Source organism: Enterococcus sp. AZ170 (assembly GCF_050545135.1).
Classification (GTDB): domain Bacteria; phylum Bacillota; class Bacilli; order Lactobacillales; family Enterococcaceae; genus Enterococcus_L; species Enterococcus_L ureilyticus.
Genome location: NZ_CP172947.1, coordinates 657596 through 673171, shown reverse-complemented (window position 1 = coordinate 673171; position 15576 = coordinate 657596). Strand labels below are relative to the sequence as shown.

Here is a 15576-nt window from a genome sequence, read left to right as displayed (position 1 = left end):
AAGAAGATTGAGCTTAAAAAGCCCAATCTTCTTTTTAATTTATCCTTCATACGCTCGTCTCAACGTAGTTATGTCGATTCGTTTCATTTTATACAACTCTTACATGACTCGATAAGCTCTTTCAGGATCTGAGTTATCGAATAACATATCCATATCTTTCGTAACCGTTTGCCAACATACACCATACTCATCTTCCATCCACCCACACGGCCATTCTTTTTCTCTTGATGTCACAGCTTTCCATAAACGATCGATTTCAGCTTGATCTTTACAATAGACATAAAATGAAGTAGCCATTGAAAAGGTAAAAGCATGTGTTTCACCACTATCCATCACTCGAAAGGATTGTCCATGCATTGTGAATAAAGCTTGAGCAACAGTACCATCTGGATTTTTTTGGACATACTCTACTTCTCCCTCACCAAAAATCTCGATCCACTGATGCATAGCTGCCTCTGCCTTTCCAAACTGCTCTCCCGAAAACAAAAAGCTTGGTGTAGTCGACTGCGTCCTTCACGTCAAAACCAGTTGCCAAAAAACGCCATATTGATCTTCCAACCAGCCATACTTTTCACTGAATGGATAGGGCCCAAATTCCATCAATACCTTACCATTGAAACTTAACGTTTCCCATAATTTATCAATTTGTTCTTCCGTTTCACACTCTACAAAAAGAGAGATTGAGGGGGTAAATGAAAAATCTAATCCACCATTTAGCAAAATAACTTCTTGTCCTGCAAGTGTTAGCTCTATAGTCAAAAGCATGAACATAAAATTCAGCCACTTCTTCTACTTTCCCATCAAACCACAAACATGGAGAAAATTTTGGCATTTCGGATCATCCTTTCTTGATAAACCTAATTGTTCATTTTCTTCAATTGGATTTGTTCTACTTTTATTATATAGAAGCGGCTATATTTTTGATAATGAATAAGAAAAACTTTCATTTTTTTGATTACTCTTTTGAGATTCTTTCGTTAAATAATTTTCTGAAATTGACTTGATTTTTCACTCTCACATACTCTTGCTTCTCATAAAATTTATGGGCTGCGGTTCTTTCTACACCCGAGTTTAACCTTATCCCTTTAACACCTTGTTCCTTTGCCCATTGCTCTGCATAATCAAGCAGGGCTTTTCCTAGCCCTTGACTATGGAAATCCTCAGCTACCACAAGTGCTAAAACATTCATTAATCTAGGCGCATATGTGCTAACATATTCACTTAATTGAATATAGCCCACAACCTTTTCATCTAACTCTTTCACAAATAATTTATTTACTGGAGAAGATAATAAATAGCACAACTGTTTTTTTGCATCGGCCAAGGGATATTCGTGATTTAATGGACCAGTATTTAGCTGATTGATTGCTTCTACATCTTCTAACGTTGCTTCTCTAATCGTCATCTTACATCGCTCCCATTTCTTTTGACTTTATTATACCTCTAAATAAAAAAAGAAGAGCAACTTTTACGTCGCTCTTCTTACTATATTCGACTAGCCATTATAAGCATCGATAATGATTTGTTTTAATTCACTGATCAATGGTTCTTTTGGATTTGCTGTTGTACATTGATCTTCGTAAGCTAATTCAGCCATGTGATCAACAGTTGAATCAAGAATTTCTTGTGTCACACCTTGTGCTTTCAAGTTCATATCGATTCCAACAGATACGCCTAAATCGTATACAGCTGTTGCTAATGCATCCACTAATTCGGCTGTATTTTTCCCTTTAAGACCTAAGAATTTCGCGATATCAGCGTAATCTGTGTCAGCACGGAAGTAGTCATATTTAGGGAACATTGCATGTTTTGAAGGATCTTTGGCATTGTAACGGATAATATGCGGTAATAAAATCGCATTTGTACGTCCGTGAGGAATCCCATATTCTCCACCAATTTTATGAGCTACAGAGTGACAAATTCCTAAGAATGCATTGGCAAATGCCATACCAGCCATTGTTGATGCATTATGCATTTTTTCACGGCTTTCTGCATCTGGACGTTTCACTGAGTTTTCCAAGTGTTCAAAGACTAATTTGATTGCTTGCAAACTTAATCCACGAGTGTAATCAGAAGCCATTACTGAAACGTAAGACTCGATTGCATGTGTTAAAACGTCCATCCCAGTATCAGCTGTTACAGAAGCTGGAACTGACATGACAAATTGTGGATCGATGATCGCAACATCTGGCGTTAATGCGTAATCAGCTAATGGATATTTTACGTGAGTATCACTATCTGTAATAACAGCAAATGGTGTGACTTCTGAACCTGTACCTGATGTTGTTGGGATACATACAAATTGTGTTTTAACTGCTTTTTCAATTTTGTACGTACGTTTACGGATATCTAAGAATTTTTGTTTAGCGCCAAAGAATTCTGTATCTGGGTGCTCATAGAACATCCACATGCCTTTGGCTGCATCCATTGCAGATCCGCCACCTAAAGCGATGATCGTATCTGGTTCAAAATCAACCATAACTTTTGTTCCAGCATACACTGTATTTGTAGATGGATTTGGTTCTACTGCTGAAAAGACTTCAATTTGAACGTCGTTTTTACGTTTTTGTAATTCTTTACGAACTGTATCTGCATAACCAAATTGAACCATTCCTGGATCACAAACGATCATTACACGTTCAACATTCTCCATTTTTTGTAGGTATTGTAATGAATTTTTTTCAAAGAAAATTTTTGGTGGTAATTTAAACCATTGCATATTATTTCTCCGTTTCGCTACAGTTTTGACGTTGATCAAGTTAACAGCAGATACGTTTTTAGAGACTGAGTTTTTACCATACGAACCACAACCTAATGTTAATGAAGGAATCATTTCGTTATAGATATTACCGATTCCTCCTTCAGCTGATGGAGAGTTCACTAAGATACGGCACGCTTTCATACGTAATCCAAATTTAACTTGTAGATCTTCATCTTCTGTATGGATCACAGCAGTATGACCTAACCCGCCTAGTTCAAGCATTGCTTCACATAAATCAAAAGCATGCTCTGAATTTTGAGCTTTCATCATCGCTAAAACTGGCGATAGTTTTTCACGTGACAATGGATATTCAGCTCCAGCACCTTCGATTTCAGCAACTAAGATTTTAGTGCCTTTTGGTACTTTGATGCCAGCAAGTTCTGCGATATGTTCAGCAGAGTACCCAACGATCGCAGGATTTACTGCATATTTTCCTTCGTTCATAACGGCATCTTCTAATTTTTGTAATTCGTTTGGTTTGACGAAGTACACTTGATGTGCTTCAAATTCAGCTTTTACAGCTGCATAAACTTCTTTATCTACAATTACAGCTTGTTCAGAAGCACAAATCATTCCGTTGTCAAATGATTTAGAAACGATCAAATCGTTGACTGCGCGTTTGATTTTCGCTGTTTTTTCAATATATGAAGGAACATTACCTGGTCCAACACCTAATGCTGGTTTACCAGTTGAATAAGCTGATTTCACCATGCCGGCACCACCAGTAGCTAAAACGATTGCGATTCCAGGATGATTCATCAAACCTGAAGTAGCTTCTAATGAAGGTTGTTCGATCCATTGTACACAGTTTTCAGGAGCACCCGCTTTGATTGCAGCATCCCGAACGATACGAGCAGCTTCTGCAGAACATTTTTGCGCACTTGGGTGGAAAGCAAATACGATTGGGTTACGTGTTTTGATGGAAATCAATGCTTTAAAAATCGTTGTTGATGTTGGATTTGTTGTCGGTGTAACACCACAAACCACACCTACTGGTTCAGCAATTTCAATTAAACCTGTTTGGTCATCTTTGTTGATGACCCCAACAGTTTTATCATGTTTGATGCTGTTCCAAATATATTCTGAAGCGTACATATTTTTGATTGCTTTATCTTCATAAATTCCACGGCCAGTTTCTTCTACAGCCATTTTTGCTAAAGGCATATGTTGGTCTAACGCTGCCATTGCCATTTGGTGCACAATGTGGTCGACTTTTTCTTGATCGAAGTCTTCCATTTCTTTTAAAGCAACATTTGCTTTTTTTGCTAACTCATCAATCATTGCTGGTACATCAACAGTTTTCGTCTCTTCTTGCTTCATTGTTTTAGCCATTGTGATCCTCCTAGAAAAATAAGTAATTTATTTTTGTTTGTTAACCATTTCACATACATATCATACAACATTATTTTTTTCTTGTAAATAGTTTATTGTGATTTTTTTCACATTTAAACCTATTTTTATTCAACTTATTATCGTAAGCGTTTTTTATCGTACTAAAAGAAAAAACGAATTTATTCTATACTAGAATAAATCCGTTAAATCATGCCAATCTTTGATCGTTAAGTTGCTTGTTTGTGCAATCAATTGTTGATAATCAAAGAACTCGTTTGGTTCAATATGTAAAATGTCTTCGCGACAAGCCTTGATAGACGATGGAGCTTTCTTTTTCCAACGATAAGAAACGAGGTAATTCATCAATTCTATTTCATTGACTGATGAATAACCAAGTTGCTGAAACGATCGGCAAGTGATTTTTAATTCTTTTTTTAATAAGAACTTTTGATGCCACGACAACGTTTCGATGGTTCTCCCTCCTCTTTGTAAAAAATGATCTATGCTATTCTTTATATGTGTTTTAGAAAGAAAAAATTCCAGCAAGCTGGAATTTATTCTTTCGTTTCGTTGTTTTCAGAAGTTGTCTCAACCGTTGTCTCTTCAACGATTGTTTCTTCTGGCGTTTCAACTACAGTAACATCACTATCATTCGCTACTACTGTACCTGGTTTAACTGTTTTAATTGCTGCACGATCAAATTCAAGGATAATTCCTTCACAATCAATCAGTACAGTCTTTTTGTCATTGTCGATTTCAGAGATTACACCATGTAATCCCCCAATCGTTACAACGTCATCGCCCACTTTCATTGCATCTAAAAGTGTTTGACGTTCATTTTGTTGTTTCTTTTGCGAACGAGTCATAAAAAACATCATTCCTGCTAAAAGAATTAATGGTAAAATAAACGAAAGTCCTCCGCCCATTTTGTATTCACCTCTCTATCGTATAATCACTAGTTTACTGTAACAAAATTTCTTGTTCAACACTAGTCTTTTGATCATTTTTTTAGAAACTTTTTGCATTCTCTTTATTAAAGCCATATTCTTCAAAAAAGGCTTCACGAAATTCCAATAGATTATCATCCATAATTGCTTGACGAACTTGTTTCATCAAATTCAATAGGAAATACAAGTTATGGTACGAAGTCAAACGAATACCAAATGTCTCATCAGCCTTAATCAAGTGACGAATATATGCACGTGTGTAGTTTTTACATGTGTAACAATCACATTTCTCATCTAACGGACGGAAATCTCTAGCGTATTGAGCATTTTTAACAACCAAACGACCTTTAGAGGTCATACAAGTTCCATTTCTAGCAATTCTGGTTGGCAGTACACAGTCAAACATATCGATTCCACGAATCACACCATCAATTAATGAATCAGCAGTTCCAACACCCATCAAGTATCTTGGCTTGTTGTCAGGTATCAAAGGTGTCGTAAAGTCTAATACGCGGTTCATTTCAGCTTTAGGCTCCCCAACAGATAAACCACCAATGGAATAACCTGGAAAGTCCATACTAATTAAATCTTTAGCACTTTGACGACGTAAATCTTCAAATCCTGCCCCTTGGATAATTCCAAACAAGCCTTGACGATCTGGATTAGCATGAGCTTTCAACCCTCGTTCTGCCCAACGTGATGTACGCTCAATTGATTTCTTCACATAATCATAGCTTTCATCAAACGGTGGACATTCATCAAAACTCATCATAATATCAGATCCTAAGTTATTTTGAATATTAATTGCTTTTTCTGGTGAAAGGAATAACTTAGATCCATTCAAATGATGTCTAAAATGAACACCTTCCTCTGTGATTTTACGCATATCACTTAATGAGAATACTTGGAAACCACCCGAATCTGTTAAAATCGGTTGATTCCAATTCATAAATTTATGTAAACCACCTGCTTCTGCAATCAAATCATCTCCAGGACGAAGCCATAAATGATACGTATTGCTCAAGATCACTCCTGCTCCCATTTCCTTTAAGTCTTCTGGTGACATTGTTTTTACTGTCGCTAACGTTCCTACAGGCATAAACATCGGTGTGGGGAAAGTCCCATGTGGTGTGACTATCTCTCCTAAACGAGCACCTGTATGCTTTTCTTTCTTTATTAAACGATAACGAATGGCTGGTTCTGTCATTCATTTCCCTACTTTCTTTTACAAATTTACACTTCAATCATCATACTTTTTTTTATTCGTATTTGCAAGGTTTTACAGGCTTTCTTTAGTATATCCTTAGACAATAAAAACTAGAGGCAAGTATACAATCGTTTGTCTCTAGTTTCGTTGAGTTTTTAATTCATTTATTTGTTCTTCATTGCTGTTTCTAATGCCATCATCGCATTTTTTACAACGTCTGGTGTGATTTTTTCTTTCATATAATGAATGGTTTCATGCGACTCGCAAGCGCGTTCTGCAACTTGCTCGTAATCGAATTCAGATAAAACCATATTCATCGCTTTTAAAGAAACAGGTAACTTCAAGCTTTGATAAAATGGAATTAATCGTTCGATCTCATCCCATTTATTTTCGATTACCAATTGAACAAACACACCATAGGCTACTTTATTTCCATGTAGTTGTTGATGGCTTTCTGGTAAAATCGTCAACGCATCATGAATCGAGTGCGCTCCTGCCGTCCGTCCATAATCATCCCCAAAGCCGCCAACCATTCCGCCAAGTAAAATATTCGTTTCTACAACATTTAAGAAGGCTTGATTGATTTCTTTTTGTGCCATGGCCTTCAACGCTTCTTGACTATCACGAAGCAACACATCACGACATTTTTTAGCAGCGAATGCGGACACTTGAATTTCAATTGGTTGGGTTGCTAACTGTGAGATCATTGCATCTGCTTCATACCATTTTGCAACCGTATCGCCGATCCCTGCAATCATCAACTCGCTTGGAGAGGTCAAGATCACCTTTGGTTCAATCAAAACTAAAGCATTACTGATAGGAAATACATCGTAACGGTCCATCGAACCATCTGTATTATAGATGACACTTAGGGGGGTATAAGCCGCACAAGTAGCCGCTAATGTAGGTAAAATTAAAATCGGCGTTTGGCACTGATTCGCAATCGCTTTACCTAAGTCTGCAATTTTCCCACCACCTACAGCTATGATCCCATCTAACTCTTTTTGCTCAAAAATCGCTTTTAGCTCTGCTGTTTTTTCATCCGTACATTCTCCACCATACTCAACAAAACATGTATCTATATGCATGAAAGTAGGAAAGTATGGTTTAGCTGCTTCCCACGAGTCTTTCCCATGTAAAATCATGACACACTTAATGTTTCTTCTATTTAAGTGCTCTTCCAAACTATCCCACGCACCCACTCGGCATTCATATTCTTGAGGTGCCCCTCTTACTATTAATGATTGATTCATCGTTCTCGACCTTTCATTTTTTCTTATTTTTATGCAAAAGTGAAAAATTATGACTTCTTTGGTAAAATTCACTTTTCCTTTCCCTTAATCTATGATATGATAAAACACATCCAAAAACAATAAATTTTTATACATATATATGCTATTTTTAGAATATTTATTGAAACAGAAAGTTATCGAGTGTTTATGCTTATGAACAATCTACTATAAAGGAGACGAACAAATGAAACTATGTAAAAGAACCTTAGCACTTATCATACCAATACTATTGGTATTACTCACTTTTTTGCCTACCAGTGTAGCCTTAGCTGAAGAAAAAGATCCAGTCTATGATGCTATCATGAAACGTGGCGAACTAATCGTTGGCTTATCAGCCGATTATGCCCCTTATGAATTCCATGCAGATGTTGATGGCAAAGACCAGGTCGTGGGTTTTGACATCTCTATCGCGCAAAAAATTGCTGATGATTTAGGTGTAAAATTAAAAATTGAAGAATTGGGTTTTGATGCATTATTAGGTGCATTGAAAACTGGTAAAATCGACTTGATTATTTCAGGGATGGCCCCAACACCTGAACGGCTGCAGGAAGTCAATTTTTCGACACCTTATATGACCGTTCAACAAAAAGTTGTTGTTCGAGCAGACGATAAAAATCGCTTTCAGTCAACAAAAGATTTTGATGGTGTCAAAGTTGGTGTTCAAAAACAGACAACCCAAGAAGAATTAGCGAAAACAGAACTAGTTGGATCGATTCCAACCTCTTTACAAAAAGTTCCAGACATTATCATGAACTTAAAAAATAAAAAAGTTGAAGCAGCAGTGTTAGAAGGTCCAGTTGCTGAAGCCTATGTCGATCGTGACAAAGAATTGACATTTGCAGATGTCACCTTTGAACAAGGGCAAAAGGACGCCGCCGTTGCTATTCCAAAAAATGCTCCTATCTTAGAACAAAAGGTCAACGCTTCGATTCAAACCATCAATGACAATAACTTGTTAGAAGGTTATAAAAAAGAAGCCGGGAAATTAATGTTTACTGACGATCAAAGTTTTCTTGGGAAGTATGGTAAATTCTATATCAGCGGTGCTGGCTATACGATTTTCTTAGCTTTTATGGGTGTCTTGTTTGGTGCAATTCTCGGTGGCTTACTCGCTTTGATGAAATTATCCAAATCAAAAATCTTACGTGGCATCGCAATTTGTTATATAGAATATGTTCGAGGTACTCCGTTATTAGTACAAATCTTCATCGTTTATTTTGGTACAGGTGTTTTAGGGCTTGATCTATCAAAAATTGCAGCTGGATGTATCGCTCTTGCCTTAAACAGTGGCGCTTATGTTGCAGAAATCGTTCGAGCTGGGATCAACGCTGTTAATAATGGACAATTAGAAGCGGCCCGTTCTTTAGGAATGAACCAACCTCAAGCAATGCGCTATATCATTTTACCGCAAGCAATCAAAAATATTTTACCTGCATTAGGAAATGAATTTGTAACAGTCATCAAAGAATCTTCAGTTGTATCAGTTATTGGTGTTTCTGAATTGATTTTCCAAGCCGGTAATGTTCAAGGCGCAAGTTTTAAACCATTCTTACCGTATCTAGTTGTTTCATTGATCTATTTTGTTTTAACCTTTACGATTTCCCGCCTATTAGGTGTTGCTGAAAGGAGAATGAGTACTAGTGATTAATATTAAAAACCTACACAAAACATTCGGAAAGAATGAAGTCTTAAAAGGCATCGACTTAGATGTCAAGGCTGGCGAAGTCGTTGTAATCATCGGACCTTCAGGTAGCGGAAAAAGTACCTTTTTACGTTGTTTGAACTTATTAGAACAACCAACAGATGGAACGATTGAATTTGAAGGAAAAAATTTATTAGACAAAGATACCGATATCGACGCCCTTCGTCAAAAAATGGGTATGGTATTTCAAAACTTCAATCTATTTCCTCATAAAACAGTTTTAGATAACTTAACGATTAGTCCAATTAAAGTGAAAAAAGAAACTGCTGAAGCCGCTAAAGAAAAAGCTCAGGCTCTATTAGAACAAGTAGGGCTAAAAGATAAAAGCAGCAGCTATCCCTCCAGTTTATCTGGCGGTCAACAACAACGAGTAGCCATTGCAAGAGCACTAGCAATGAATCCTGATGTTATGTTGTTCGATGAGCCTACCTCTGCGCTGGACCCAGAAATGGTTGGTGAAGTGCTGGCAGTAATGAAAGCTTTGGCCGTCGAAGGAATGACTATGGTTGTTGTGACACATGAAATGGGCTTTGCTCGTGAAGTTGCTGATCGTGTTATTTTCATGGATGCTGGAATTATCCAAGAAGAAGGGACGCCAGAAGAAATTTTTGGACAACCAAAAAATCCACGTACGCAAGATTTTCTTAGAAAAGTACTATAACATTGCAAGAGGGCAAAGCAAATTCATCTAAATTTGCTTTGTCCTCTTTCACAAAGTAAGATAGAATAGATTAAAGCAAGTAACTATTGGAGGAAAGAATTATGGACATTTCAACTATTTCAAAAAAGCACCAGCATCCTGCTGAAAATATATTGATGGATATTGCCACTTTAGCTAAACAAGTCCCCAACCTACTTGATTTATCGATTGGTGATCCGGATTTAATTACCGATGAACGAATTATTGATGCGGCTTTTGCTGATGTCAAAAATGGTCATACAAAATACACTGCATCCGGCGGTAGTCAAGAATTTATCGATACTGTAGCTGACTTTTATCGAAAGCAATATGGTTTGGCCTTCAAACCTGCTCAAATCCGAGCAACAGTTGGTGCGTTGCATGGTATGTATTTAACGTTACAGGTGATTTTAGACCCTGATGATGAAGTGATCATCCATGAGCCTTATTTTTCTCCCTACAAAGATCAAGTACTTTTAGCTGGCGGCAACCCAATATTTATCCCAACCTATGAAGAAGATGGTTTTCAGATTGATATCGACATTTTAAAAGCCGCAATCACAGATAAAACAAAAGCAATTATTATCAATTCGCCTAATAATCCTACTGGAGCCGTATTTTCTCCAGAAACATTTAAGGCTATCGCAGATTTAGCCATCGAGAAAGAGTTTTATATTCTATCTGATGAAGTCTATGAAGCATTTTGTTTCTACGATAATTTTGTCCCAATGGCTACCTTCGCACCTGAGAATACCATTACTTTTAGCAGTTTTTCAAAAACTTTTGCTATGACTGGATGGCGAATTGGCTATATGATCGCACCTAAATATATCAATGATGCAGCAAAACTAATCAATGAAAGTATTACCTATTCTGCACCAAGTCCGTCTCAACAGGCAGGGATTTATGCTTTAAATCACTCTGATAGTTTAGTACCAAACGTCGTTTCTGTCTTTAAAGAACGTTTAGAATATCTTGAACAACGTATTGCAACAATCCCATTTCTGTCTTTACATCCTGTCAAAGGCAGCATATACGCTTTTATCAATATCTCTAAAACAGGAATGACTTCCGTTCCTTTTGTGGAGAAAGTTTTGAAAGAGACGAACGTATTGATGATTCCGGGAAAGGCATTTGGTGAGACAACTGGAGATAATTATGTACGTTTAGCCGCAACTCAAGATATCACAATTTTAGAAGATGCATTTGACCGAATTGAGAAGATGCATTTTTAACCTAAAAATAGTTTTGCTTTTCCCTAACCAATCGGAAAAAGCAAAACTATTTTTATTTAGGAATAAAAAGTACTACAACTCTTCATTATCCGCTAAAACGTTATACAAAATGGCCAGTGTTGCGACAATACACACAGTGATTTGAATCCACAGATTATCCGAAAAATTTTCCGATATTTTAAGCGTAGCAATTGCGAGAAAAAAACAAATTGCTAAAATTCCTGCTAATTTTATCCGCTTGAATTCTTGCTGAATTCGATAGATTGTTTCAATAGGAACACTTTTTTGTTGAGCAATTTCTCGTAGTTTCCGTTTCCCAATCAGCTGCCATAAAACATCCCGATATAACTGCTTTGCCTCACTATCTCTACTAAAAACTGAGTAGCTCTCTTTATTTCTATTTTTTTCTTGTTTTAACTTTAGTTTGATCAGACGCGGATGCAACAAGCGATCGTTTTTATTGATCCACAAAAGTACTTCTCGCCACTCAGCCAAAGTTAAGTCTGGCGAGGTCAATACAATTAAATCAAGCTCCAACTCATCTAGTTCATTAAAAAATTCTAGTAGTTTTTGATAATCTCTCGAGATAGCTTCTAAAAACGCAATCACTACACAATCACCTGGCTCTGTATAGTCCAATAAGCGTTGATAGTCACTTTCAGGATCTTGAAGTACTTCATAGCTCTGGCTTTTATCCGAGAAAATTTCTTCTACTTCATAATTTTCTAAAAAATCAAACTGTTGATTCAATTTATTGCCACGAGCATAGCCTATATTCATCGTTATCTACTTCCTCGTTTCATCAATTATTCTCTTATCTGTAGCACGCTTATCCCTTCTAGTTATTTCTTTTTTTGATGCAAAAGGTTGCTCGTTTGCTTTGGAATAAGTTTTTTTTCTAGTAATTTGATTAAGCTTATTTGTTATTTCTGCATTTTTTTGAATAACAATTATGAATAATACACTATGAACAAATGTAATAATCCCTAATACTATCAACAGTAAATACATTATATGTTATTCCTATCTATATAGATTTAGGGTTTTCATCATTCTATAGTAATGGAGGACCCTATGAACCAAACTTCTTAAATCCCTCAATATCCTTAGATAGACTATTCTTTTATTCTACTTTAATTGCACCTAATTTATTTTCCTTATACTCCCAATGATAGAAAGTAGGTTTTTCTGTTACCGGCTCGATATATGTCGTCAACCAAAATTCTGGGTTCGCCGATGCATCAATCTTAATTGGATTTAATGTACTATTGCTAGGCAAATGCGCTTCGTTTTTAGTTGTTAGTACGTAGCCAAGGAGTCTATAATTCATCGGAACCTTTGGGACAAAAGAATAAATCCGCTGACTGAATTGATAACGAATAATATAAGTATCAAAATTTGCCTTATTATCTATAGTAGAACTCATTGTTAATGGAAATTCCTCTCCATTTTGCCCTAACGTAGTTTGACTTTCTAATACCCCAAATCCTGTTTTAGGTATCACTACCTGATCATTCTGATTAGTTACAACTTGTCGACTATGAACAGTTAGTTTACGGCTTCTATAAATTAACCGTCCTTCTTGGAATTCATTGGTAACAACCCATTCAAGAGGTGAGATTTGATTTCCTCCACTCCCTACTAATTTAATAAAATCATATAGATCAACATTTTTTGTTGTGATACTTTCCTTTTTGTTGATTGTTATCTTCTGATCTAACCATATGTCTCCCGATTGAAGCGGCTCCCCTGTCTCACTATACGCTTTTAAGGAAATTCGTTGAGGGACTTCTGCAATCCTACAAACTTTCGTTACCTCGTTTACCAGTGTAGCACTTTGAGCTTTTTCATGCAGAATTATCTGAATTTCTCCTTTTTGATCAAGTGGAGCATTAATTGTAAAGCGTAAATCATTTATAAATTTAGTGAGTGTCGATAAATCATTATTTCCTTTAGTCATAAATGAAAATGATTTGTATTCAGTTGTTTCACTATTTTCGTGAGCCTTCCAATTAGTAGGAAGTATCAGAGAAGTGAAATCTTTAATTATTGTATTCTTAGGGGTACGGACTTCTACTTCTTCTATTGAATTATTTAAAGAACTATCTATACTCAGTTCAATAAGCCTTGATTCATTCTTTGTACGTTCAACTTTAAAATCAATATTTTGAGGTATCTCTTTGATTTTTTGACTGCTCACTTGAGAAATATTGTTAGAACGATCTACAGCCAAAACATGAAGATATTTTCCTGAATCTTTATTTTCCGTAATTGTAAACGTACTTCTTGTCTCATAATCAAGAGAATCATCGTTCGGCGCAACATAATGATCAAATTTACTTGCATCTATCCGACCATATGAATCTTTATAACTCTCAACCTGTTTTGCTAAATTTGATGTTGGTAAATTGGTTACTTCGTAAAAATAGCCAGCAATGTTACTTTTAATTACTTCTTTTACCACATCTGATTTTTTGATACCGTTACTTTTAGTACTTGCTTCTACGTACCATTGATATTCCTTACCAATATCAACAGCGTCTGCCTTTATACTTAAATTATTGCTACCGTTATCACAACGGACACTAACTTGGGGAGTATTAGGAGCCTTATCATCTTTGACCGTTTGATCAGTAGCAACATTTTCTAATGATACTTGTGCTAAATTATATAATGTGTTTGCTATTATTTTTCTTTCATCCAGACTCGACTGTCCGTTAGAATGTCCTGTTTGAATCATCCCGACATTGTTGTTAGTCTTTAAATACCAACCTCCACGCCACTTCCCGTCTACTAAAATTGGATTTGGCCATGCACCTGAGGGATTAATAAATTCCAGCCATACTGTTCCCACAGTGGTATCTTGTAAATCAATATTATGAGCATACGGAATATCTAAAACAATATCATTTTTCATTTCAAATGGATATTTCATCAAGTAACCATTATTGATTAATTTAACTTCTGCAGAACCTGTGACAGAATTTGCCTGACGGTTGCCTAACCCTACTGCATCTTTAAAATACTTATAAAACACAGCTCTTTTTGGGTTATTGTTGATGGTATCATGACCAAATAATACTCCTCTTCCTGTATTAAGATACTCATTTGTTATTTTAGCAGCATTTTCAGTAATATCCTTATTGTTATTTGAATCCCATGATCCAAACATCAAAACATCATATTTGTACTCCCCAGCACTACTTTTTAAATAGTTATTTGGATTCGCATTGTAATCACTCATCGATACCGAGGTAACTTGAATCAGATTACTCCCATCTGCTGCCGTTAATTTTAAACCATCCATCCAACTTTTTAGTGTATTCGATTTAGGTTCATCAGGATAGATATTTAGAACTTTGATAGATTTCCCATAATTTAAAGAGCGACTCTCCCAGATTTCACCGTCTTCTGATTGAAACAATTGATAACCCGATTGACTTAGATCGTCTACTTTATCCCACTCTAAATCCGCATAGCTTTTTTTATCTTGAGAACTCCACTTGTTTTCAGCCGTCAATCGAAAGTCTCCATTATTAACAATAGTAGAGGCTTGCATTTTCTCCTTGTTTGTAAACAGATAGCTACCAATGGCAACAAATGTTATTAATAGAAATAACAACCAACTACTTTTTTTTAATAATCGCTTTCTTAGTCTTCTCTTTTTCATTTTATCTCCTTCTTTTCAAGACTCATCAAATCAATGGTTTCTTTGTTGAAAACACTCATTTCATGAGTGTTGAATAATTGAAAAAGGCATACATGGAACAATTATTCCATGCGCCTAGCTTATTTTGCTTTTCCAGCTAATTGATTATCTATTATTTGTAAATTCCCATTATTCGGTGTAGTTCCTTGCCACCAAGCATCACGATAAGCAAATTTTGCACAATTAATTGCCTCTACTTTTACTAACAAATTGAAAGAGGCATTCTGATACTCCTGACCTAACTCTTTTTTTAATGTAACTTTTGTAAACAAATTCTCTGCAACTTTAGACGGATCAGATTCCAAGACATTTAAATAATAATAATATCCATCTTCTCCCAACTTCCATTGTGTCGTATTCAGGTCCAAAAGCACTTCCTCACCAATTTTTGAAGGTAACAAGCGATTACTTTCACCACTTTCTAAACGAATTTCCGGAAGAATCATCACTCGAATAAATTGATCGACAGAGCCTGTATTTTTTATAGTTACTTTCTTTTCAACGGAAGTATTTGGTGAAATCGTTGTTGGTTCTTTAAAAACCTCTTCTATTTTAGTTTGAAAATTTCCAATCTGAAAAAAATTTACTTTCTCTTCCCTTTCTGTCATTGCAGCATATGCTACTACACTTCCAATAACTAAACACATGATTAACGCAGGGATTATCCAGAAAAAACGAATAAACTTTTTCTTGTCTTTCATCTTTAATTCCT

At 36.0% G+C, this 15576-nt stretch carries 13 protein-coding genes and 1 pseudogene; 3 read left to right on the top strand and 11 right to left on the bottom strand.

The features are described from left to right. Positions 1-99 precede the first annotated feature (99 nt). The 7 genes and pseudogenes from IGJ55_RS03250 to IGJ55_RS03220 form a co-directional block, all read right to left on the bottom strand. Positions 100-832 (bottom strand): annotated as a pseudogene (locus IGJ55_RS03250) (VOC family protein). A 123-nt stretch (positions 833-955) separates the two neighbouring features. After that, positions 956-1405 carry a GNAT family N-acetyltransferase gene (locus IGJ55_RS03245; protein WP_069638969.1) on the bottom strand — a complete coding sequence of 150 codons (450 nt, stop codon included), beginning with the start codon at positions 1403-1405 and terminating at the stop codon, positions 956-958. A gap of 90 nt (positions 1406-1495) precedes the next feature. Next, positions 1496-4093, bottom strand: coding sequence for a bifunctional acetaldehyde-CoA/alcohol dehydrogenase (adhE, locus tag IGJ55_RS03240; protein ID WP_069638968.1), 2598 nt, complete (start codon positions 4091-4093; stop codon positions 1496-1498). Positions 4094-4282: 189 nt separating this feature from the next. After that, a complete protein-coding gene (locus tag IGJ55_RS03235; RefSeq protein WP_083244278.1) occupies positions 4283-4555 on the bottom strand; it encodes a post-transcriptional regulator in 273 nt (90 codons plus the stop codon). 92 nt (positions 4556-4647) lie between these two features. Beyond that, on the bottom strand, positions 4648-5019 hold the full coding sequence (yajC, locus tag IGJ55_RS03230; protein ID WP_069638967.1) for a preprotein translocase subunit YajC: 372 nt from the start codon (positions 5017-5019) through the stop codon (positions 4648-4650). Positions 5020-5101: 82 nt separating this feature from the next. Next, on the bottom strand, positions 5102-6247 hold the full coding sequence (tgt, locus tag IGJ55_RS03225) for a tRNA guanosine(34) transglycosylase Tgt (RefSeq protein ID WP_430607291.1): 1146 nt from the start codon (positions 6245-6247) through the stop codon (positions 5102-5104). A gap of 164 nt (positions 6248-6411) precedes the next feature. Beyond that, complete coding sequence (locus IGJ55_RS03220) at positions 6412-7500, bottom strand: iron-containing alcohol dehydrogenase family protein (RefSeq protein WP_069638965.1); 1089 nt, start codon at positions 7498-7500, stop codon at positions 6412-6414. A 223-nt stretch (positions 7501-7723) separates the two neighbouring features. Here IGJ55_RS03220 and IGJ55_RS03215 point away from each other — a divergent pair, with 223 nt between their 5' ends. The 3 genes from IGJ55_RS03215 (at position 7724) to IGJ55_RS03205 (ending at position 11155) form a co-directional block, all read left to right on the top strand. Next, complete coding sequence (locus IGJ55_RS03215) at positions 7724-9187, top strand: ABC transporter substrate-binding protein/permease (RefSeq protein ID WP_430607290.1); 1464 nt, start codon at positions 7724-7726, stop codon at positions 9185-9187. Next, positions 9180-9902, top strand: coding sequence for an amino acid ABC transporter ATP-binding protein (locus IGJ55_RS03210; protein ID WP_429950210.1), 723 nt, complete (start codon positions 9180-9182; stop codon positions 9900-9902). The genes IGJ55_RS03215 and IGJ55_RS03210 overlap by 8 nt, the downstream gene beginning before the upstream one ends. A 101-nt stretch (positions 9903-10003) precedes the next feature. Continuing rightward, positions 10004-11155: a pyridoxal phosphate-dependent aminotransferase gene (locus IGJ55_RS03205; protein WP_430607289.1), complete on the top strand. Its 1152-nt coding sequence runs from the start codon at positions 10004-10006 to the stop codon at positions 11153-11155. Positions 11156-11227: 72 nt separating this feature from the next. Here the strand turns inward: IGJ55_RS03205 and IGJ55_RS03200 are convergent, their stop codons facing one another. From IGJ55_RS03200 to IGJ55_RS03185, 4 genes are all read right to left on the bottom strand, one after another. After that, positions 11228-11935: a recombinase family protein gene (locus IGJ55_RS03200; RefSeq protein WP_069638961.1), complete on the bottom strand. Its 708-nt coding sequence runs from the start codon at positions 11933-11935 to the stop codon at positions 11228-11230. Between the two features lie 6 nt (positions 11936-11941). Further along, positions 11942-12166 (bottom strand): hypothetical protein, encoded by a 225-nt coding sequence (locus IGJ55_RS03195; protein WP_069638960.1) that lies wholly within the window; start codon positions 12164-12166, stop codon positions 11942-11944. A gap of 112 nt (positions 12167-12278) precedes the next feature. Beyond that, positions 12279-14825, bottom strand: coding sequence for a hypothetical protein (locus IGJ55_RS03190; RefSeq protein WP_429950206.1), 2547 nt, complete (start codon positions 14823-14825; stop codon positions 12279-12281). 119 nt (positions 14826-14944) lie between these two features. Then, a complete protein-coding gene (locus IGJ55_RS03185) occupies positions 14945-15565 on the bottom strand; it encodes a hypothetical protein (RefSeq protein ID WP_429950204.1) in 621 nt (206 codons plus the stop codon). Between the last annotated feature and the right edge of the window lie 11 nt (positions 15566-15576).

Coding starts and splice junctions, on each gene's coding strand:
- IGJ55_RS03245 (WP_069638969.1), bottom strand. CDS start 1,405: ATGACGATTAGAGAAGCAACGTTAGAAGATGTAGAAGCAATCAATCAG.
- adhE (WP_069638968.1), bottom strand. CDS start 4,093: ATGGCTAAAACAATGAAGCAAGAAGAGACGAAAACTGTTGATGTACCA.
- yajC (WP_069638967.1), bottom strand. CDS start 5,019: ATGGGCGGAGGACTTTCGTTTATTTTACCATTAATTCTTTTAGCAGGA.
- tgt (WP_430607291.1), bottom strand. CDS start 6,247: ATGACAGAACCAGCCATTCGTTATCGTTTAATAAAGAAAGAAAAGCAT.
- IGJ55_RS03220 (WP_069638965.1), bottom strand. CDS start 7,500: ATGAATCAATCATTAATAGTAAGAGGGGCACCTCAAGAATATGAATGC.
- IGJ55_RS03215 (WP_430607290.1), top strand. CDS start 7,724: ATGAAACTATGTAAAAGAACCTTAGCACTTATCATACCAATACTATTG.
- IGJ55_RS03205 (WP_430607289.1), top strand. CDS start 10,004: ATGGACATTTCAACTATTTCAAAAAAGCACCAGCATCCTGCTGAAAAT.
- IGJ55_RS03200 (WP_069638961.1), bottom strand. CDS start 11,935: ATGAATATAGGCTATGCTCGTGGCAATAAATTGAATCAACAGTTTGAT.
- IGJ55_RS03195 (WP_069638960.1), bottom strand. CDS start 12,166: ATGTATTTACTGTTGATAGTATTAGGGATTATTACATTTGTTCATAGT.
- IGJ55_RS03190 (WP_429950206.1), bottom strand. CDS start 14,825: ATGAAAAAGAGAAGACTAAGAAAGCGATTATTAAAAAAAAGTAGTTGG.
- IGJ55_RS03185 (WP_429950204.1), bottom strand. CDS start 15,565: ATGAAAGACAAGAAAAAGTTTATTCGTTTTTTCTGGATAATCCCTGCG.